Origin of the sequence: Enterobacter sp. WCHEn090032, assembly GCF_003986875.1 — a bacterium.
Lineage (GTDB): Bacteria > Pseudomonadota > Gammaproteobacteria > Enterobacterales > Enterobacteriaceae > Enterobacter > Enterobacter sichuanensis.
On the sequence record NZ_RXRN01000004.1, the window covers coordinates 164,575 to 184,716 of the forward strand.

Here is a 20,142-nt window from a genome sequence, read left to right on the forward strand (position 1 = left end):
GACCTGGCGAAATGGCAGTGTTTTGACATATTTAAAAAACACTTCCTGAGCTACTTTGTCTCCTCCGAAATAAGCTTTCAATTCATCAATTGAACGTATTTCTTATTCCCGATTATTCGCGGGAAGGGTTATTTACATTTTAAAGGAATAGACATGAAACTCAGCAACATTGCTTCTACTGTTATTGCCACATTTGCCCTGGTAGCGGGTGCCGCAAATGCAGCAGATCCTGTTACCCCGGTTTCCGTAAATGGCGGTACCGTACATTTTAAAGGTGAGCTGGTTAACGCTGCTTGTTCAGTCAATACGGATTCTTCCGAGCAGACCGTTAATCTGGGTCAGTATCGTACCGCGAAATTCACTAAAGTGGGCGACACCACCTCTAATATTCCATTCAGCATCGAACTGAACGACTGCGATCCGCTGGTGGCCAAAACCGCAGCCGTTGCGTTCACCGGTCAGATCGACCCAACCGACAAAACCCTGCTGGCCGTGAGCTCCGGTAGCAACGACAACACCGCGAAAGGCGTAGGTATCGAAATCCTCGACAGCAAATCCAGCGTTCTGACGCCAGACGGTGCGACCTTCTCTGCCGCGCAGACCCTGATCGAAGGGACTAACACCCTGAAATTCACCGCGCGTTATAAGTCAACGGCTGCAACCACCGAGCCAGGCCAGGCGAACGCTGACGCCACCTTCGTAATGAAATACGAGTAATTCCTCCGCACAGGGATGTTCAGGCCTCACGGACGAGGCCCGTCATACGCTAAAGCCAGGAACGAAGGATGACAAGGACTGGAACACTACTGCTGTTAACCCTTGCGATGGCTGGCCCGGTATCAGCGCATACCGTGGTGATCGACGGGGGCAAAGTGCATCTCAGAGGTGAGCTGGTGAACGGCGGCTGCGCCGTGGCGCCGGACAGCCAGAATATGCGCATCGACATGGGGCAGTACCGAACCAACTCATTTTCCGGTGTGGGCAGTTTTTCTACGGTGAACGTGCCTTTTACCGTGCGGCTGCTGGACTGCAGCGTTGATGTCTCGCGTACCGTGGGGATCCAGTTTCAGGGCGTTACGCCCGCAGAAGATCCGCAGGTTTTTCTGGCAACATCGCGGCCAGGTGAGACACCTGTCAGCAGCGGCGTGGGCCTGGCGCTCTTTGACGAACAGCAACGTCAGATTATCCCTAATGCTCCGGCCGTCAGCTGGCTGCCGGTCGATACCCGTGAGCTCACGTTCCATTTTAGCGCCCGCTATCGGGCAATTTCCGAACACCTCGAGCCAGGCAAAATTCAGTCGGATGTCTGGTTTACGTTGATTTATCCCTGACACCTGCGAACACATTATTAAAGGTACGGTTGTGATGAATACCCGAATTAAACCAGGACTTTTTTTAGCGTTTATTTTAATGATGGTTTCTGCATGCGCGAATGCGTCCGGCGGTATTGCGCTGGGGGCCACCCGCGTTATTTACCCGGCCGATGCGAAGCAAACATCGCTGGCGATCACCAACAGCAATAAACAAGAACGCTATTTAATTAACGCGTGGATCGAAAATGCAAACGGGCAAAAAGAAAAAACCTTTGCCGTCACCCCGCCATTGTTTGTGAGCGAGCCGGACAGTGAAAACACGCTGCGTATTATTTATGCCGGACCTGCGCTGCCTGCCGACCGCGAATCGCTCTTTTACATGAACGTGAAGGCGATCCCGTCAGTGAACAAAGCGAAAACGGAAAACAATAACGTGCTGCAGCTGGCGATCCTCTCGCGCATCAAGCTGTTTGTGCGCCCGAACAACCTGGCGATGCAGCCGGAAGAGGCGCTTTCCCAGCTGCGGTTTGAGCGTGCGGGTAACCATCTTAAAGTCAGCAACGCTTCACCGTATTACATCACCCTGGTCAATCTGAAGCTGGGGGGCAAGCCGCTGGATAACCTGATGGTGGCGCCAAAAAGCGCGGCGCAGCAGGTGTTGCCAGCCGGTGCCGGCGGTACGCTCTCCTGGCAGAGCGTGAATGACTACGGTGCCATCACACCGGCGCGTAGCGTTAACCTGTGAGCAGAGTCAGGGCGATGAAAAACCACCAGAGACGTTACTGCCCGGTTGCGCTGGCGCTGATGGCGGCGCTCTGGCCACAGGCTGGCTGGAGCGAAAGTTACTTCAACCCGGCCTTTCTCTCCGACGACGCCGCCAGCGTGGCGGATTTGTCGCGTTTTGAACAAGGGCACCAGCAGGCACCCGGCGTTTATCGCGTGGATATCTGGCGTAACGATGAGTTTATCGGCACCCAGGACGTGCGTTTTGAGCAGGCCGGGGACGCGCCGCCGGTGGCGGGCGGGTTGTCGGCGTGTATTACGCGCGCGATGCTCGATCGCTTTGGCGTGAATGTGGCGGCGTTTCCTGAGCTGGCTAAGGTGCAGGGCGAGACCTGCGTGCCGTTGACGACGGCTATACCCGGTAGCGAAACGGTATTTAACTTTGCCTCGCAGCGTCTGAACGTCAGCCTGCCGCAGGTGGCGTTGCAGAACAGCGCCCGGGGCTACATTCCGCCTGAACAGTGGGATGAAGGCATCCCCGCCGCTCTGGTGAACTACAGCTTCACGGGCAACCGGGGAAGCGAAGACGACAGCTACTACCTGAACCTGCAGAGCGGCCTGAACTACGGCGCCTGGCGTTTACGAAATAACGGCGCCTGGCGCTACACGCAGACTAACGGGCAGCGCCACAACGAGTGGCAGAACATTGGCACCTGGGCGCAGCGCACCGTTATCCCGCTGAAAAGTGAACTGGTGCTGGGCGACAGCAATACCGGGAATGACGTTTTTGACAGCGTTGGTTTTCGCGGCGGGCGGCTTTTCTCGTCTGACAGCATGTACCCGGACAGCCTGCAGGGCTACGCACCTACCGTGCGCGGGATTGCCCGGACGCCCGCCAAAGTGGTGGTGCGTCAGAATGGCTACGTGATCTATCAAAGCTACGTGCAGCCGGGCGCATTCGCTATTAGCGATCTCAACCCGACCTCCTCAAGCGGTGACCTTGAGGTGACGGTCGAAGAGAAAGACGGCACCCAGCAGCGTTATACCGTGCCGTACTCCACCGTGCCGCTTCTGCAGCGTGAAGGGCGCTGGAAGTATGACCTGGTGGCCGGGGATTACCGCAGTGGCAACAGCGATCAGGATACGCCGTTCTTCACCCAGGGCACCCTGATTACCGGCCTTGCCAACGGCTACACGCTCTACGGCGGCACGCAGCTCGCGTCACGCTATACCGCGGTGGCCATCGGGGCCGGTAAAAACCTCGGTGACTGGGGAGCGGTCTCGCTCGATATTACCCATGCCCGCAGCCAGCTTGCGGACGACAGCAAACATGAGGGGCAGTCTCTGCGCTTCCTCTACGCGAAATCCCTTAACGGCTTCGGCACCAACTTCCAGCTGCTGGGCTACCGCTACTCCACAAAAGGGTTTTATACCCTGGACGATGTCGCCTGGCGCTCAATGGAAGGCTATCAGTATGCCGACAGCCAGAACGATAACGATGTGCCTGACGTGCAGAGTTACCACAACCTGACGTGGAATAAAAAAGGCCGCTTCCAGCTCAATGTTTCTCAGTCGCTGGGAGATTACGGCTCGGTGTATATCTCCGGCAGCGAGCAAACCTACTGGGGAACGGACGAGTCGAACCTCTGGTATCAGCTGGGGTACGCGGGGGGCGTGAAGGGGATCAACTACTCCGTTTCGTGGTCGTGGAACAAATCCGTCGGGATCGACGGTACCGACCGGATCGCCTCGTTTAACGTCTCTGTGCCGTTCAGCCTCTTTACCCGTCAGGGTTATCGCCGGGACAGCGCCATCGACAGGGCCTACGCCACGGCATCCGCCAGTCGAAACAGCGATGGCGACACGAGCTGGCAAACCGGGGTCAGCGGAACGTTGCTGGAGGATCGCAACCTGAACTACAGCGTGACCCAGGGACACACCAGCACCAATGGCTCAAGCGGAAGCGCCAGCGCCAACTGGCAGGCGACCTACGGCACGCTGGGCGTGGGCTACAACTACAGCCGCGATCAGCACGATCTCAACTGGCAGCTCTCCGGCGGGGTGGTGGGCCATGCTGACGGCGTAACCTTCAGTCAGCCGCTGGGCGACACCAACGTGCTGATCAAAGCCCCGGGGGCATCCGGCGTCAGCGTCGAGAACCAGACCGGCGTGAAAACCGACTGGCGAGGCTATGCGGTGATGCCGTATGCCACCGTCTACCGCTATAACCGCGTGGCGCTGGATACCAACACCATGAGTAACAACACCGATATCGAAAATAACGTGAGCAGCGTGGTGCCGACCAAAGGCGCGCTGGTGCGCGCCAGCTTTGATACCCGCATCGGCGTGCGCGCTCTGCTGACGGTGACGCGCGGCAACCAGCCCGTGCCGTTTGGCGCGGTGGTCCGCGAAACGCAAAGCGGAGTGACCAGCATGGTAGGGGATGACGGGCAGATTTACCTGAGTGGGCTGCCGCTGGAAGGCGAACTGCTGATCCAGTGGGGCGACGGGGCGCAGTCTCAGTGTCGCGCTCACTATCGCTTATCGCCTGAAAGTCAGAACCAGGCCATTACCATGGCGGGGGCCAGCTGTGATCGTTAACGGGGATCTTAAGATGCGCATTTTACGCAACGTAATGAGCTTTGCGCTGCTGTGCAGCGCGATGCCCGCCTGGGCAACGATTTGTCAGAACGCCAATGGGGTGGCGAAGGATATCTCCTACGATCTCTCAAACGTTTTTAACAGCTCCAATAACAAGCCTGGGCAGATTGTGACCCTGGCGCAAAAGTCCGGGCTGGTCGGCGTGAATGCCATATGTCCCAGAGGGACGACAGGCAAGTCCACCATGCGTAGCTACGTCACCAGTCTGCCGATAACGACGGTGATTGATAGCTACAAGTATGTGAAGCTCAATGACTATCTTGATGGCGCGATGCAGATCCACGATGACTTCGCGGGGACGTTCTATCCGCCGGCGAACTACATCCAGATGGGGGAGCACCCTAACGTTCCAAAGAACAAGGCGTTTCCGGTTACCGACTCAAAGCTGGTCTTTCGCCTGAGAGTCACCCGACGGTTCATCAACATGGTGGTGATCCCGAAACGGACCATGTTCACCGTATATGTGACCACCACGCCATCTGACTCCCTGAATACGCCGGTGTATACCATCAGCTATAGCGGTACCATTCAGGTGCCACAAAGCTGCGCGATAAATGCCGGGCAGGTGGTGGAGTTCGATTTTGGCGATATTGGCGCATCGTTGTTCAGCCAGGCGGGTGCCGGAAACCGTCCCCAGAAAGTCTCGCCACAAAGTAAAACCATTGCCATTAAGTGTACGAATGTGGAGGCCAATGCGTATCTGACGATGCGTATCGAGGCGGAAAAAATCGCTGGCAATGCGCTGGTTTCCGATAACCCCGATCTGGGATTTGTGGTGGCGAACGATAGCGGCACGCCTCTGACGCCTAACAACCTGAACAGCAAAATTCCGTTCCGCCTGGATGACAGTGCACAGGCGCAGGTGGGGATCCGGGTCTGGCCGGTAAGCATTACCGGGAATAAACCCGCAGAAGGCCGGTTCACCTCTCGCGGCTATCTCCGCGTGGATTACGATTAAGGGGGAGAGATGCGGAACTGGAAAGGACATGTTACTGCGCTGGCGCTGGTGATGTTTCAGACCAACGCGTGGTCAGCGACAGCACTGGGCGAGATCAATATTCAGATGTCCGGCAATATTGTCGATTTTACCTGCGTCGCGGAGGGCAGCGACAGCGACAAAACCGTCACGCTGGGCACCTGGCCCACCAAACAGCTGAGCACTACCGGGAGCCGTACGCAGCCTATGCCGTTTACCCTGAAGCTGACTGGCTGTCCGCCGGGTGCAGCCTCGATTACGTTTTCGGGCAAAGCCGACGGGAGCAATAACGGTTTGCTGGCGCTGAATGACGCCAGTACGGCAAGTCATGTCGCGGTTGAGATCAGGGATGCGGATAAAACGCGACTGGCTCTCCAGCAGGCCAGCCAGTCGGTCCCGGTTGACGCGCTGGGGAATGCGACATTGTCGTTTTATGCCAATTATATCGCCACTGCAGATAACCCTCAGCCCGGACGGGCTGATGCGGATGCGACCTTCATGATTAATTATAATTAACACTGACCGCACTCCCTGAAGCTCAGATAAGCTGCAGGGAGTGAATTCAGGTTATAGCAGTTCGTGCGCTTTGGCGTAATCAATTAATTCCACGATGCTCTGCACACCCAGCTTGGAATAAATATTGGATTTGTGCGCACTAATGGTCTTGTTGCTTAATAGTAGCTGCTCAGCAATTTCCTTATTGGATAATCCATTCGCCAGATAACGTAATACCGTGACCTCACGATTCGATAATGGCATATCTGCTGCCATTCCTTTCCCCGAACCCAGATGATTAATAAAGTTCAGCGTTTCTGACGGGAAAAATGAATAGCCCATCAGGATCATTTCTACTGCGTTGTAGATCTCACCCAAATCTTTTCGTTTACTGACAAAACCATTTGCTCCGGCGCGAATGGCGCGACCTGCGTAAAATGACTCAGATTTAGACGAGAGGAACAGAACCTTGATGTCCTTGTTTAAGTTCCTGATTCTCTTTAGTAAAGCAAAGGCATCCGTGCCCGTGAGTTCAATGTCAAGGATCACCAGATCGATAGGGTGATTGCGGATACAGTCAAGGACTTCATGGCTATCGCCAGACTTCAGCTTGACGACGATATTCTTATTTTTCTGTAGCAGGACTTCTATCGACATTCTGACGATAGGATGTTCGTCCATAATGATAACGGATGCCGGTTTCATTTTTAATGCCTCAGATTGTTAAAAGCGTTATGCAGAGTTTGTAAAACTCTCGAAATGCCGGAAGGATAAAAGTGCAGATCCCTATACCGTAGTATTTCCCTGGAAAGAGCGAAAGCATCCTTGTTGACGTAGTGAAAAGAACTATGCCTCAGCGCGGTCATCTCATTTGGCTGGTGTTGGCAAAAAGGTATTTCTTATTCATATTTGATACGCTTCTTATTATACCGTGTAAGTTTTTTCCGAAAACCCTGTAAATTAATCGCAGGGTATTGGTTTATATTATCTTCTGGATCTGAATCGCTATTTTTTTAAAATTAGCGGAAATATCCTGTTATCCCATTTACCGCATATTTTCATCTTTATGTAATAACAAAAAATAACAGATATCTCTTTGTGTTAATTTATTGTTAACAAAAACGCGCGTTATTTCAGAGGACGAACCCGCGATGATGAGGTGAAAAATTGACCTCACGGGCCGTCAAACCTTCATCTGAAAGTGCCCGGGTTAACCCGGAGAAACGCCTCTGTTGCACAGGAGAACATGCTACCTGCTTCGCTTCTTACTCCAGGGCGCCGCCGCTAAGCTGCTTGTTTTTACATCATTATCATCCTGTTAACGCTTTCTCCATTCACTTAACGGATGGAGGAAAGTACTGTAATTCCTTCAATTTGTGGCATTTCACAAGGTTTGCGCCCATAAATTAGGAATAGTTGTAATTTCGAATATAATGTTAAAAATTAACATTTTTGCAACGTTAATGGTAAGTAAATTCCTAAAGCGCTTTAGGAAATAAGGGGTTAGCGCGTGGGTTAAAACGTGCAGTCTGAGAGGTTATTAAGAAGGTGAAGCAATTCCTGGCGATGGCTCAGCCCCAGTTTCAGCAGAATACAGCTGAGACGATAGATAATGCGGCTATAGGGACGGTTCTGCATAAGGGCAATCTGACGTAGCGTCTTGCCCCGGGAGAGTTCCTGCAGGATTGGCCATTCGTTGCGGGAGAACCACTCTTTGTCGGAGCCCTGAGGGGGGCTGGTATTCAGCAGGCTATGCTGGAGGGCTGTGGCGTTCAGCTGGCGTTCGAGCACATGAAAAGGGCCCGCCGCTTTGCAGAAGAGACGGGTATCGTAGTTATCAGCCCGGACTAACAGCCAGGGGGTAAGGAAAGGCGGAAACAGGCTATGCCTTCGCAGCTGATCCAGTTTATCCAGAAGGCCCGTGGAGCGGCTTTCTATATCGACGACCAGACGGGCTGATGGCCACTGTGTCTGGGCGACAAGGGCGTCGTCCAGCGTGGCGTAGTCGCAGCAGCTGCTCAGGGGAAACTGCCCGTTGAGAAAACCGGTGCGCAGGAAGTGATCCTCCGTCACCAGAATGATAAACGGGGCATCTGTTTTGCGGGGCTGGCTGATGGACTGGCTCAAAAACTCGAGCCGGTCGAAAAAGGGGGGAGTAAAAGGTGAGCGCGTAAATCCCAGTGCATCACTTCCTGTACGCCGCCGCCGGTAACGGCGCACTGTCATTCGCATGGCCTCCCTCCTGGAAATGGCGTTTTAATCCTCCGGCCATGTCCAGGACGGCCAGTAATATCCCTGGCCGAGATCGGCGCCTGCCTCCAGTGCCCAGGTACGATCGCGTTCAGTCTCAATACCTTCGATAAGCACGTGCCCGGCAAGCTGAAAGCAGCGGGAAACCAGTTGCCTCAGCGCAGGGGTGTCGCGTAAACGCCAGAATGCTTCCTTATCTATTTTGATGCCGCTTAACGGAAGCCGGCTGGATAAAAACGACTGCACCAGGATCTCATCTACGTCATCCAGCCAGACAGCGTTCCCCCGGTTTCTGAGCTGCATCAGATTCTCAATGACGCGCTGCTTCTGTGCGGCAGACAACGCCAGAAACGTTGCGGGGTCGACAATCTCAATATGGAGCGGCGCGCCAGGCAGCCTGATAAGCCGCTGAAAAGGCGCAGACTCTGTCAGGACGGTTATCGGCAGATTAATAAAAAGGTTATGACCGCGCGGCGTATTTTTTAACGCGGCAAGCTGTGCTTCAAGCAGCGATATCGACCACTCTGCAGACCGATCGCCGAAAAAGCCCTCACTGTACCGTGATTCACTGAGGACGCTGAGGACCTCCACCCCCACCTGGTGCATAGAGCGGAGGGCGACGATGGGCTCAAGCTTGATGCCGACGATCTCCTGAGAGATGTATTCTAACCGGGGGGGCGTATCGATCAGGTTGTGCGCTGTCACTCCATTGTCCTGTTGTCTGTCAGCCTCCAGGCGGCCGGGTTACCTCTCTCTAGTGTGACGAGCTGACGTTCAGGAAAACAGCAGGCGTTACTTAAATGCAACTAAGCCTTTTCGCAGCAGGAAAGTGTACGGGAGAAAGGCGGGGGAATGGAGAAAAAACAGTCATATTTACAATCAGCTAGCCCTAATCAGGGGAGAAAACGGAAAAGGCATTGACTCACCTGCCATTGACCGTATAATTCTTCGCGTTTCACCGCCGCGAAGTTCACTCTTCTCAGTGCGCCCTTAGCTCAGTTGGATAGAGCAACGGCCTTCTAAGCCGTAGGTCGTAGGTTCGAATCCTACAGGGCGTGCCATTAAATATCAGGCACTTACGCCAGTTTCAAACCAGCCTGATTTTCTCCTTGTGTCGTATTTGTGTCAGGGTTGCCAAAAATGGCATCAATTTTCCGTGCATGTTCGCTTAAATGGTTCGGTGCCAGGTGAGCGTATCGACGGACCATTTCGATTGACTCCCAGCCTCCCATTTCCTGAAGAACTGACAGCGGAACGCCGGACTGGATTAACCAGCTCGCCCAGGTATGGCGGAGGTCGTGAAAACGGAAATCCTCAATACCCGCCTTTGCCAGACCAATGCGCCATGCACTGTTATCGTCCACGCGCATTTTACGGACAGCCGGCGTGACTGTTTTATCCGGTCGAGTCGATGGCTTCGTGTGAACGAATACCCACCTCGAGCTTTTCCCGATCTGATCCCTTAACACCCTGCATGCGGTATCATTCAGAGCCACGCCGATAGCCTTGCCCGCCTTCGCGTTCTCCGGATTTACCCATGCAACCTTTCTCTGCATATCGACCTGCTGCCACTCCAGATCAATGATGTTGGAGCGGCGCAGGCCGGTTGCCAACGCAAATATCACCACCGGCTTTATCGACTCCGGCATGCAGGCAATTAACCGTTCTGCCTCGTCCCTGGTCAGCCATCGGATGCGTTTGCTGATCGGCTTTTTGGTTTTGATAACCGGGGCCGATTTAATCCAGCCCCAGTCATTAGCCGCAGCCTTGAACAGAGAGCGCATGAACGAAAGGTGCTTGCTCTTTGTGGCCTGGCTTACCGGTTTCTCAACATACGACGGCGGTTCTTTCCCCCTGCGTATAGCCGCGTCCCGGCGAGACTCCCATACCTGAATATGCTTACGATTGACCATCTTAGAAACAGCTTCATGCACCTGATCAGCCGTGATGGTTGAAATATCCCGGCCGGAGAAATGCCGCAGGAAATATTCGATTTTTGTCTTATCGTCATCAAGGGACCGCTTATGTTCCTTCTCGCGGATCCATCTGATGCAACATTCCTCGAACGTCCTCGTCGGCAACTCCCCGATTTTATCCACCCGCCATGCTTCAGCCTTCAGCTTGTCGTGCAGCTCCTGCGCTTGTTTCTTGTCCCCCGTGCCAAGAGATCGTCTAATTCTTTTCCCTGACGGCGTAACGAAATGACAGTGCCAGACGCCGCCTCTGAGGGTGATTGACATAAAATTTCTCCTTTATGTTCACCCGCGCTCGCGGAAACAGGATCGCGCGGGTCATGTAAATACGCAATACAGGCGACGTCGGTCGTGCGGTATTTGTTCCCGATCTTCTTCCCGGCGAGCTGGCCTGAGTCGATGAGTCGATAGACAGTTCTCGGCGAGGTGATCAGTAGTTCTGCCGCCTGCCGGGCTGTCAGTGTTTTTGCCTCAACCATGCATTTCATCCAGGCAAAAAAGAACCCGGCGCGGGGCCGGGCAAAAGGGATCACGAGGTGGCGCTTTCGCACCCAATAGCCAGCTCATAACTGGCTATCAGTTGCGTCATTCAAGTTTTTTCAGCAGAGAGAGATAATCGACAACCACAGTTCCAAGTTTTGAATAATCGCCACCGGAAGATTTCATAAATCCATCAATTAGCCCGTCTACTGTTTCGATCAGTAATTCGCGCTTTTTATCCTCTTGCGTTTTCAGAGGTCGAAAACACTTATAGGTGCAAACCCCTCCGACTTTACCGATTTCATCAACGAATGCAGCCAGCTCGATGCCTAGATCGTCAGTGAAGTGCGCGTAAATTTTCACGACCGATCCTTCTGGGTGCTTGATATGCAACTGTGGCGTGCTTGCTGCTATCTCGCATAATCCACTAAACCCAGAAACTGTAATGATCTGGGTTGGAGGACAGTATCTTGGCAGCGCTATGACAAGTGATGTCGAGATTGACCGAATTTACAACGTAGAAGGCAAAGGTCTTAATAATGGATTTATTATCTGCGGCATGGGTGAGCTTGATGGAATTAAGATTCATGACTGCTTAATAAAGGGTGGCACTTGGAGATATGGATGTAACTTTGAGTATGGTCTGGCACCTGTAGACCCAGCTACAAACTCGACGCTAACTAACGGCCGTCATCCTTATAATATCCATGTAGAAAGATTCAACGTTGAAAGCGTACCAACATGCAATGGTTGGTGGCGTGTTGCGTCATGTTACAACGCATATTTCTTAAATTGTACGGCATATAACACTAAGTCTGCATGCTATTGCTATTCAGGCGATCGCGGTATTACTCGCTACTCTCAGAATGTAACCTTTGAAAACATGAAGGTTAAATTCAGTGATGACATCGTCTACGTTAACTCAAGCGTGCAGGTGATAATCACAGACAAAGACGGCTCCACTGGCGACCCGCTACCTTCATGGTCTAACTTCGATCACACGTTTATGTTTATAAACTGCGAGATTGGGTCTACGCGCGTGCTGAGTGGAGGGGTTGGCTCTAATAGTTATCGCATCTTCGGGAATATGGGGAAAGTGCATATTCTTGGCGGTATTATCGAAAATTCATTTTTCGGTATCTATGCTGCACCAACTTCAAACCCAACGTTCCTTTCTGATGGTGCAATTCTTGTTGATGGATTTGTGTTTAAGAAGTGCAACCAGTTCCTGAGAATGGGGGGCGTGCTTGGATGGAAGGCAGAAAACTGCACATTCAAAACCTACCAATGGGGCGGAACAGCGGCTACTCAGCTTGATCCAGTGATTCTGTTTAACAACTCAACTGGGACCATCAAGGGATGTTGGTTTGACGCCCTGACAGGAAGCGGAGCGCAGACATACATCAATGTCCAGGGCGGTCTGTTAAGGGTAAGGGATAACGACTTTACTATGCCTTCGGTAGCGCATTTCCCGATCATGTGGTCGATAACATTCCCTAATATTGTTGGTTCAGGTAACAGAACTAACGCAACAAACCTCATTTCTCCCGACATTGGTTCACCACAGATCTACGGTGAGCCAAACCCGTCTAAGTTGCTTGAATCAATCACTGGAAGCGCAATTCCGTTCTTGGTATCGAGCTCATGGACGTCTGCAGCTGCTAAGACAGTTGATTCAATAACCGGTGGAAAACCAGGGGATGAGGTTACTATACGAGGAACAGCAGCTGGTTCAAGCGTAACGTTTACCTTCAGTGGAACCGCGTCTGAAACAAGGATAGTGCCACTTTCCGGAGCAACTGAAACCAAAACAGGAGCTGCCTGGTCCAAAAGATTCAAAAAGATGTCCGGAACCCAGGGATGGTGGGAAGTATAAAAAAGAGGCCCGTCTAAGGGCCTCTATATTCTATTTAACCTTAACTATTTCGGCTAAACCTTCATCATTTCTACTTATCTTGTAAATTCCGGTTTCATCAACTTTTCCACTCCAGTTTTTAAAATACTTAGAGTTATTATCCCAAAATTGCTGGTCTGATGTGAATATTACAAGATACGAGTACCCTTTTGTTACTTGATTGATGTCATAATCGCATGTCCACACATCGCTCTCAAAGTATTTCTTTCCTAGAGTCCAGCACCATGTATTTGCTGCGTGTGGAAGTACGCTATAGTTGAATATATTTTTCTCGAAACCCCTTGACTGCTGCTGAATGAAATATGCTTTATCACCATTTTTCATCATAGGCATCAAGTCATCTGTAAATTTCTTCACATTGACACGTGTTTTTATCCACTTATCGTTAGAGGTAATATTGCTGGCATCCTTATAGAATTGCTCAGGAATAAAGATTATGCAAGATATTATCATCGCGCATAGAACTGCTCTTACGAAGATGTTTGTCTTTTCTGTAAATAATCTTGCAGTTAAGGAAATGAATGATACGATCCATGCCAGCAAGAATGTGGCTGTGTATCTTTCAAATGAAGCAAGCCTAATGCTTTCGTATTCACTGAAGAACATAAGATAACACAGAAGCAGGAATACAACATAAACCGGCCAAAGCACAATCATACTTACAGAGAATACCAAACTATTGCATATCTCTGTTTTGTTTTTTATTGAAAATAAAATAAGCGATAAACTAGCCACTGACAAAATCAGTGTAATAGTTACAATCGTCATGCCGCTGAATAGTTGCCCGCCCATTTGGAAATAAGTCGGATCATCAAGTCTTTTAACTAGTTCTTTCAGGGTTAAAGCTAGTTGCCTGTTATCATCAGACCACAACCTCTCAACCCCACGGTCTGACTGAAAAACAGGAACCACACCAGATGTAGAAAGATACACAATCCACGTCTTGTACGAAGCCAATATAGAAACTAAACCTGTAACTCCAACTGCCACAGCTTTTTTCAGCCTAAATGATATATCTCTCTCTAATGATATAATTTCATTGAGAATGGCTATGAATAATGCAAATAAAGCGAACACTAACCCCATCTGCTTTATTTCGACAAGCAAGAATAGGGTGGCGGGTAAAAGAATGAATTTGTGAAGTGTGTCTTTTCGTAAAGCGCAAGCAATCGAAGCGGCAAAAACAACTGCAAGTAACTGGTCAACAAAAATATGACCAAAATCAAATCCGAAGTAATATATTGTTGGAATTGAGATGAGGAACGCCAAAGATGCCGCAGAAGTACGCTTTTGTACTAACGTAGCCGCTGTAAAAAGCAGAGATGACAAAATGAAGAAACCATGCGCCAAAAGCACTGTGGATTCTTTCCATCCAAAAGACTTCACGAAGAAATATTGTAATAACTGCTGAGCCGGCGGGTATGATTTGAAGGCGTAAGATAATGGTGAGCCGTTATTGTAAAGCGCATCAGTAGCACTGATGATTTTTATGCTTGCCCCCCAAAAAGAAAACTCATCCCATCCCGTGAACAGAAAATCACTGTCAATCGATATGTATAACCATACGAACGGAATGAAAGCAATCAGTACACCAACAACTTCATCAAAAGAGAAGGATATTTTCCTATTCAGCGTGCATGCATATGCACCAGATACAATTGCTGCGCCAATACATAGGTAATATCCTACTTCTAAATTTCCAGTTATTCCAAATAAGTACAGCATTAAGACTGCGAATGCGAATAGAATAAAAGGAATAGAAAGCAAACTCACATTGCTAAGTTTTTTAACAGCCACTGAGCCAAACAAAAAGTATGCTAAAAAAAGTAAAATATTCACGATTTATCCCTTAACCGCAAAAAGTATTCCAGAAACAATCAGGGCCACGCCTATTGCATACTGTGTTGTGAACTTCTCGCCGAAGATGAAATGACTGGCTATAGGAACAATAACAAAAGCCAGAGCCATGAACGGATAGGCCTTGCCCAGTTCAATCCTCTGCAGTGCCCAAACCCATGCCAGCGTGGTGATGCCATAAAGAGCAAGAGCTGGAATGAGCACGGATAGAGTTTGCAAAGTAAAAAGGCCGCCACTCTCCATCATCGCCGAAGAGCTTAATTTAAATAGAATCTGCCCAGCGGCTATGCCTATGACGCAGATTATTACAACTAGATAAATCATTACTTAAACCTTTTGTGAATTGGTTGCTTAGGAACGTTGTATATATCATATCCTATGAATGCCAGTATCAGCTGAAGCCCAATTATTATGGGCAGGGCAGACAGCATCACTGTTCCTGATGTAGATGGCACGCCTGATTGAATTGACTCTAACCAATTCGCAGCTCCACTAAAAGCCCCTATAAAGAACAAAATTAAGCCAAGCGGTAGCTCTAAAGAAGCAAGCGACATGTCACGCAGATAATAGTTATAGAAAAATCTCTTGAAGAAATTGCTGACATTTTTTGTTAAGAAATCGAATATAATTTTATTTATTTTTAGATTGCTCACTTCATCTGCATACTTTGCGTCCATTGGTATATCGGCAACAACTGCTCTTAGCGAGTTTAAGCGAAAAAGCATATCAGACTCGAAGAAGTATCTTTCGCTTATTTTTTCAAAAGGAAGGTTCTTTGCAACGTTAGCGTGAATGGCTGTATATCCGTTAGTTGGATCAAAAAGATTCCAGTATCCTGAGGATATTTTCGTCATAAATGACAACACGGCATTACCAAACAGTCTAATCTTTGGCATTGCGCTGATTTTATCCAGTCTAAAGAATCGATTCCCTTTGGTATAGTCTGCCTCACCACGAATTATTGGTCCTACAAAGAATGGAATTAATGATGGATCCATTTGGCCGTCACCATCAATTTTGACAATGATATCCATCCCTTCATCAATAGCCATTCTATAGCCATGCATAACCGCACCGCCAACACCTTTGTTTTTTTCGTTGAAAAGCACGCGAACTCTTGGGTCTGTGTTGTGCTCTTTTACAAAGTTTCCTGAAGAATCCGGGCAGCAGTCGTCAACAACGTAAATCCTGGCAACTTCTTCACCTATGCTCTTGATCACCTCCAGGATGTGCGACGTTACTTTATAGGATGGTATGACTACAGCAATGTTCATTGTCTATCCTTAAAAAAATCATAGAGTTTTCAACGTAAAGAATTGTAACACTTAAGACGATTCTGATCACTACGTGATCTAAGGGCTCTTTACTGCCAAAAAACAGGAAGAAGGCCTTCAACATGCTTTGCTTGAAGAAAGTGTAAATTTATCTTGCGTTGTATTGATCGGTGCAATCGATCAGTATTGCTGTATATAAATACAGTATCTGATGGAGGTGATCATGCCACGCACAGCCGATATCTACGCCGCATTTGTTGCGGCCATACAGCTCAACCCCAAGGGTTATCGTTACCTGAGCACGGACAGCTTCATTGAGAAGTTGCGAGAGTTCAACTGGCACTACACGCGCGAAGATGCTAATGCCTGGATAGAGCGCTATCAAAAAGACTTCGCTGACAAGACGACCGACGGCAGCGATAACCGGTACTGGATCTTATGCAACATGGGGAGGGTGCAATAATGGGATTTGCGTCACCAGCGAACGATTATGTCGAACGCCAGCTCTCGCCAGAGGTAATTTGCAACATAGGGGCTGAGAGCAGGGGTCTCGAAACTGATGTTGGCTTTGCCATCATTGAGCCAGCAGCCAAAAGCGCGCCCGGCGATGTTCTGCTTATTTTGTGCGAAGGCCGGACCCAGTTCGCCAAGCTCATGGGCAAGGCTCTCATCACCGATGACGGAGAGGCAATAGAAGGTGTAGCGCTGGAAGAGGTAGAAGTGCTGGGCCGGGTATCGTTCTTCATCAATCGCGCATTCAATGATGACGGGTGCCCGGTGATGTGATGTGGAAAAGGCATAGCTATGCCCGGCGGCATGGCTGTGCATTCTCTGTGTCATGCATGGATGCATCATTACGAAACGCACAAGCATACAACGACACGTAGTGACACAAATCCGGCGCGAGCGCGGAAAAAACAATGATAATACAGTGCGTTAAATACTGCTCTACGTTCTTCTAAGCCGTAGGTCGTAGGTTCGAATCCTACAGGGCGTGCCATTATGAATCATGCACTTACGCCTCCTTCGCTACCTCCTGATTTCCGTTGTGGGACATATTTGGTACATCAACCCCAAAAATTGAGTCATTTTGCTTCGCATGCTCAGTTAAATGGTTAGGTGCTAAATGGGCATATTGACGGACCATTTCGATCGACTCCCTGCCGCCCATTTCCTGCAGAACGGACAGCGGCATGCCGGACTGAATTAACCAGCTCGCCCAGGTATGCCGGAGTGACAGTTTTATCCGGTCGTGTCGATGGTTTTGTGTGGCTGTTAGATAATTTTATGCTTAAACGTTAATTCGTTTGATAAAGGCTTCGATTGTTTAGTTATCAGGTATATTAATCCTGAAAGGGATAATCCACATAGAAAGGGCCTGACAAGGCCCTTACTTTTCTGCATCAAGATAACGGCAAGCCTGCGCGGATATCATCGTGAGGAACTGCTTTGCAGTTATCCCCCATAAAGATGGGTCAAAATCGAACCTATACAAATTGAGAAACTCAAGCTCCACATCTTCATTTCTGTTGATAAAATTATTGCAATCCTCAATCAGACCCTTTGCATGTTCTGGTCCTTCGCACTTCAAATATTCTTCCATCACCTCTTCGATGGTCTCGCCAAACAAATCATAATCCTGGTTAAAGTACGCAGCCATTAGATGATCCAGAAATTTATTAATCATGATTTATCTCAGCACCGGGAAAGCAGTCAGTACATAGTACGGTTTGTTGTTATAAAACTGAAGTTCAAGTACAACACGCAATTTATGCGATTTGATTATAGGGCCAGTAGCAGACTCAATGCCAAAGCCAATTTCCTTGCCTGCAAAAAAATCGATGTTCAATTTTGAGCCAGATCTCGCCGTTTTGGCCCAGTTCCTTATGTAAGACGCATTAAATTTTAGCGCGCGGGAAATGGCATCCTCAGCTATGTGTTTGTTATAAAAAGTACTACTTCCAGAAAGTGTGGGTCTGTTGGCTAATCTTGTTCTGATGTCTGCTTCACTTAACCCTACATGACGAGAGAGCGTATGCCCACCGGGTTTATATCCAGCAGCAGATTCATGTTCGATAAGTCTAATTCTGCCGACACGAACTGATGCGACGCGGACAGCACCGAGGGTAAGACCAAAAGCCACTGGCACAGCAATATCGACAGTCAGTCCAATATTAATTGCGGTCTTTTCATCAGCGCCTAGGTAGCGAGCTGTATCAACAGCTAACTGATACGCCGCAGTCCGGGTATCTCGGCCATAAATAGCCTGATCAATAGCGGCATTGAGACTATCGAGACCATGCGCACCAACGACAATGCAGGCCGCTTTGGTTAGCATCGTTGGGTCTGGGGGAGTGTTATAAATTCTGTGTCATTCCAGTAGTATACAATCAAAAAGGAATGACATATGTCCCAAACCTTCGATTTCGACAAAGCGCTTAAAGCCCTCCAGTCCGGTCAGGCACTCACCGGCAAAGATGGCATCTTAACGGCATTAATCAAACAGTTAACTGAAGCCGCTCTGGCCGCTGAACTTGACTCTCATCTGGCTCAGGACGTTGAAGCTAACCGTAAAAATGGCTCCGGCAAAAAGACCATTAAAGCCCCTACCGGCAGCTTTGAACTGGCGACTCCGCGTGATCGTAATGGTACTTTTGAACCCCAGTTAGTGAAGAAGCACCAGACCACGCTGTCCGACGAGATCGAACGCAAGATCATTCGCCTGTTTGCACTGGGGATGAGCTACCAGGACATCAGCCGGGAGATTGAAGATTTATATGCCTTCAGCGTGTCCACCGCCACCATCAGTGCAGTAACCGATAAAGTCATCCCTGAACTAAAACAGTGGCAACAGCGCCCGCTGGAGAAGGTTCATCCCTTCGTCTGGCTGGACGCTATTCACTATAAAATCCGTGAGGATGGCCGTTATCAGAGCAAAGCGGTTTATACCGTTCTGGCGCTGAATCTGGAAGGCAAAAAAGAAGTTCTGGGCCTGTATCTGTCGGAAAGTGAAGGCGCTAACTTCTGGTTATCCGTATTGAGTGACCTGCAAAACCGTGGCGTGGAAGACATTCTGATTGCCTGCGTGGACGGGCTGACCGGCTTCCCGGAGGCAATAAACAGCATTTATCCGCAGACAGAGGTTCAGTTGTGCGTCATTCACCAGATCCGTAACTCGATTAAATATGTCGCGTCAAAACACCATAAAGCGTTCATGGCAGACCTGAAGCCGGTATATCGCCCGGTGTCGAAAGAAGCCGCAGAAACGGCGCTGGATGAGCTGGAGGCCAAATGGGGCCAGCAGTATCCGGTAGTGCTCCAGTCGTGGCGTCGCAAATGGGAAAATCTGTCAGCATATTTCCGCTATCCGGCGAATATCCGCAAAGTCATTTACACCACGAATGCCATCGAATCGGTGCACCGTCAGTTCAGGAAACTGACGAAAACTAAAGGCGCTTGCCCGAATGAAAACAGTCTGTTGAAGCTGCTTTATCTGGGGCTAATGAACGCACAGGAAAAATGGACAATGCCGATCCAGAGCTGGAATTTGACATTGTCGCAGTTAGCCATTTATTTTGATGGGCGACTGAATAATGTGATGTCGCTGTAGAATTTTTAATGTGACACAGAATTCTGAACGTTCTCGGGTCTGGAGCCGCACACAAAATTGTCGCACCTGCCAGTTCAACAGTACTCATTGCTACACTGAGTCCGCCCAACAAACGATTCTGCAGTGTCTCCGCTTCAGTTACTGTGTTATCTGATAACACGGCAGCCATCTGAACCGGAGACATAACTACCTGTAATCCTTCACTCATACTAATGCTCCGACTATTTTATGCCTCAATGATAAAAAGTATTAGTGCGTTGCGCAAATGCGGGAATTTCTTTACGGCATTGTTCTTTTCGAGGAGGGAGGTGTTCATCGTGCACACCATCAGGTTCGGCAGACCCTTTTTACCGTGAAGGGCTTGAGCGGTTTAGCACAGACTGCGTCACGATGCTTATTGGCGGGAGTGAAACCCGCGAAGCGTTAAATAACCACTATAATAAATAGAGTGCTAATTATCTTTTATTAGGCTTTGGCTTAATGTTTTCTTAATCTTTCATTAATCCGATTTTTAAATCTGGATTTTTATCACTTCAAACCCAGCGAAAATGAAATTTTACACTTTTACGCTTAAACTTGATTGATACTAATTATCATTAGCGTTGTTGTATGCTT

21 protein-coding genes, 1 tRNA gene and 1 pseudogene are annotated in these 20,142 nt (G+C 49.5%); 11 read left to right on the plus strand and 12 right to left on the minus strand.

Translation table 11 applies throughout. The features are described from left to right. Positions 1-153: 153 nt before the first annotated feature. The 6 genes from fimA to sfmF all read left to right on the plus strand — a co-directional run bounded on the left by fimA (position 154) and on the right by sfmF (position 6,189). Positions 154-717, plus strand: coding sequence for a type 1 fimbrial major subunit FimA (gene fimA, locus EKN83_RS05225; RefSeq protein ID WP_025756117.1), 564 nt, complete (start codon positions 154-156; stop codon positions 715-717). A gap of 68 nt (positions 718-785) precedes the next feature. Continuing rightward, the gene (gene fimI, locus EKN83_RS05230) at positions 786-1,331 is read left to right on the plus strand and encodes a type 1 fimbrial protein subunit FimI (protein WP_025756116.1); all 546 of its coding nucleotides are present in this window, start codon (positions 786-788) and stop codon (positions 1,329-1,331) included. 34 nt (positions 1,332-1,365) lie between these two features. After that, a complete protein-coding gene (gene fimC / locus EKN83_RS05235) occupies positions 1,366-2,058 on the plus strand; it encodes a type 1 fimbria chaperone FimC (RefSeq protein ID WP_045286673.1) in 693 nt (230 codons plus the stop codon). A 14-nt stretch (positions 2,059-2,072) separates the two neighbouring features. Further along, positions 2,073-4,637, plus strand: coding sequence for a fimbrial biogenesis usher protein (locus EKN83_RS05240; RefSeq protein ID WP_126800462.1), 2,565 nt, complete (start codon positions 2,073-2,075; stop codon positions 4,635-4,637). Positions 4,638-4,650: 13 nt separating this feature from the next. Continuing rightward, positions 4,651-5,655 (plus strand): type 1 fimbria D-mannose specific adhesin FimH, encoded by a 1,005-nt coding sequence (gene fimH / locus EKN83_RS05245; protein ID WP_025756113.1) that lies wholly within the window; start codon positions 4,651-4,653, stop codon positions 5,653-5,655. 9 nt (positions 5,656-5,664) lie between these two features. Beyond that, positions 5,665-6,189 carry a fimbria assembly protein gene (sfmF, locus tag EKN83_RS05250; protein WP_025756112.1) on the plus strand — a complete coding sequence of 175 codons (525 nt, stop codon included), beginning with the start codon at positions 5,665-5,667 and terminating at the stop codon, positions 6,187-6,189. A 51-nt stretch (positions 6,190-6,240) separates the two neighbouring features. On the opposite strand, the gene fimZ is transcribed toward sfmF, so the two are convergent. The 3 genes from fimZ to EKN83_RS05265 form a co-directional block, all read right to left on the minus strand. After that, positions 6,241-6,873, minus strand: a complete 633-nt coding sequence (fimZ, locus tag EKN83_RS05255; protein ID WP_025756111.1) for a fimbria biosynthesis transcriptional regulator FimZ — start codon at positions 6,871-6,873, stop codon at positions 6,241-6,243. 810 nt (positions 6,874-7,683) lie between these two features. Next, on the minus strand, positions 7,684-8,400 hold the full coding sequence (locus tag EKN83_RS05260) for a helix-turn-helix transcriptional regulator (protein ID WP_025756110.1): 717 nt from the start codon (positions 8,398-8,400) through the stop codon (positions 7,684-7,686). A 24-nt stretch (positions 8,401-8,424) separates the two neighbouring features. Then, entirely contained in the window at positions 8,425-9,123 is a 699-nt protein-coding gene (locus EKN83_RS05265; protein ID WP_126800463.1) for an EAL domain-containing protein, read from the minus strand. Between the two features lie 279 nt (positions 9,124-9,402). On the opposite strand from EKN83_RS05265, the gene EKN83_RS05270 reads away from it, so the two are divergent. Continuing rightward, positions 9,403-9,479, plus strand: a tRNA-Arg gene (locus EKN83_RS05270). A gap of 15 nt (positions 9,480-9,494) precedes the next feature. Here EKN83_RS05270 and EKN83_RS23485 read toward each other — a convergent pair. From EKN83_RS23485 to EKN83_RS05285, 3 genes are all read right to left on the minus strand, one after another. After that, on the minus strand, positions 9,495-10,652 hold the full coding sequence (locus EKN83_RS23485; RefSeq protein ID WP_260591141.1) for a site-specific integrase: 1,158 nt from the start codon (positions 10,650-10,652) through the stop codon (positions 9,495-9,497). Beyond that, entirely contained in the window at positions 10,535-10,879 is a 345-nt protein-coding gene (locus EKN83_RS05280; protein WP_312845063.1) for a helix-turn-helix domain-containing protein, read from the minus strand. The genes EKN83_RS23485 and EKN83_RS05280 overlap by 118 nt, the downstream gene beginning before the upstream one ends. 97 nt (positions 10,880-10,976) lie before the next feature. Next, positions 10,977-11,234: a hypothetical protein gene (locus tag EKN83_RS05285; RefSeq protein ID WP_126800464.1), complete on the minus strand. Its 258-nt coding sequence runs from the start codon at positions 11,232-11,234 to the stop codon at positions 10,977-10,979. An 82-nt stretch (positions 11,235-11,316) separates the two neighbouring features. Here EKN83_RS05285 and EKN83_RS05290 point away from each other — a divergent pair, with 82 nt between their 5' ends. Then, complete coding sequence (locus EKN83_RS05290; RefSeq protein WP_126800465.1) at positions 11,317-12,747, plus strand: hypothetical protein; 1,431 nt, start codon at positions 11,317-11,319, stop codon at positions 12,745-12,747. 30 nt (positions 12,748-12,777) lie between these two features. Here EKN83_RS05290 and EKN83_RS05295 read toward each other — a convergent pair whose 3' ends face one another. From EKN83_RS05295 to EKN83_RS05305, 3 genes are read right to left on the minus strand one after another with little or no spacing between them, the layout of a single operon-like run. Further along, a complete protein-coding gene (locus tag EKN83_RS05295; RefSeq protein WP_126800466.1) occupies positions 12,778-14,625 on the minus strand; it encodes a hypothetical protein in 1,848 nt (615 codons plus the stop codon). 3 nt (positions 14,626-14,628) lie between these two features. Beyond that, positions 14,629-14,967, minus strand: coding sequence for an EamA family transporter (locus EKN83_RS05300; protein ID WP_101737573.1), 339 nt, complete (start codon positions 14,965-14,967; stop codon positions 14,629-14,631). Next, positions 14,967-15,917: a glycosyltransferase family 2 protein gene (locus tag EKN83_RS05305; protein ID WP_126800467.1), complete on the minus strand. Its 951-nt coding sequence runs from the start codon at positions 15,915-15,917 to the stop codon at positions 14,967-14,969. The genes EKN83_RS05300 and EKN83_RS05305 overlap by 1 nt, the downstream gene beginning before the upstream one ends. A 223-nt stretch (positions 15,918-16,140) precedes the next feature. On the opposite strand from EKN83_RS05305, the gene EKN83_RS05310 reads away from it, so the two are divergent. Further along, complete coding sequence (locus EKN83_RS05310; protein WP_126800468.1) at positions 16,141-16,380, plus strand: hypothetical protein; 240 nt, start codon at positions 16,141-16,143, stop codon at positions 16,378-16,380. Further along, positions 16,380-16,703, plus strand: a complete 324-nt coding sequence (locus EKN83_RS23490) for a hypothetical protein (protein ID WP_126800469.1) — start codon at positions 16,380-16,382, stop codon at positions 16,701-16,703. The genes EKN83_RS05310 and EKN83_RS23490 overlap by 1 nt, the downstream gene beginning before the upstream one ends. 229 nt (positions 16,704-16,932) lie before the next feature. Here the strand turns inward: EKN83_RS23490 and EKN83_RS05320 are convergent. From EKN83_RS05320 to EKN83_RS05330, 3 genes and pseudogenes are all read right to left on the minus strand, one after another. Continuing rightward, positions 16,933-17,151, minus strand: a pseudogene (locus tag EKN83_RS05320) (tyrosine-type recombinase/integrase); the annotation flags it as partial. 156 nt (positions 17,152-17,307) lie between these two features. Beyond that, the gene (locus EKN83_RS05325; protein ID WP_045286112.1) at positions 17,308-17,604 is read right to left on the minus strand and encodes a contact-dependent growth inhibition system immunity protein; all 297 of its coding nucleotides are present in this window, start codon (positions 17,602-17,604) and stop codon (positions 17,308-17,310) included. A 3-nt stretch (positions 17,605-17,607) separates the two neighbouring features. Then, entirely contained in the window at positions 17,608-18,255 is a 648-nt protein-coding gene (locus EKN83_RS05330; RefSeq protein WP_260591140.1) for an RNase A-like domain-containing protein, read from the minus strand. A gap of 69 nt (positions 18,256-18,324) precedes the next feature. Between EKN83_RS05330 and EKN83_RS05335 the strand changes: the two genes are divergently transcribed. Continuing rightward, on the plus strand, positions 18,325-19,527 hold the full coding sequence (locus EKN83_RS05335) for an IS256 family transposase (RefSeq protein ID WP_126800470.1): 1,203 nt from the start codon (positions 18,325-18,327) through the stop codon (positions 19,525-19,527). Positions 19,528-20,142 lie beyond the last annotated feature (615 nt).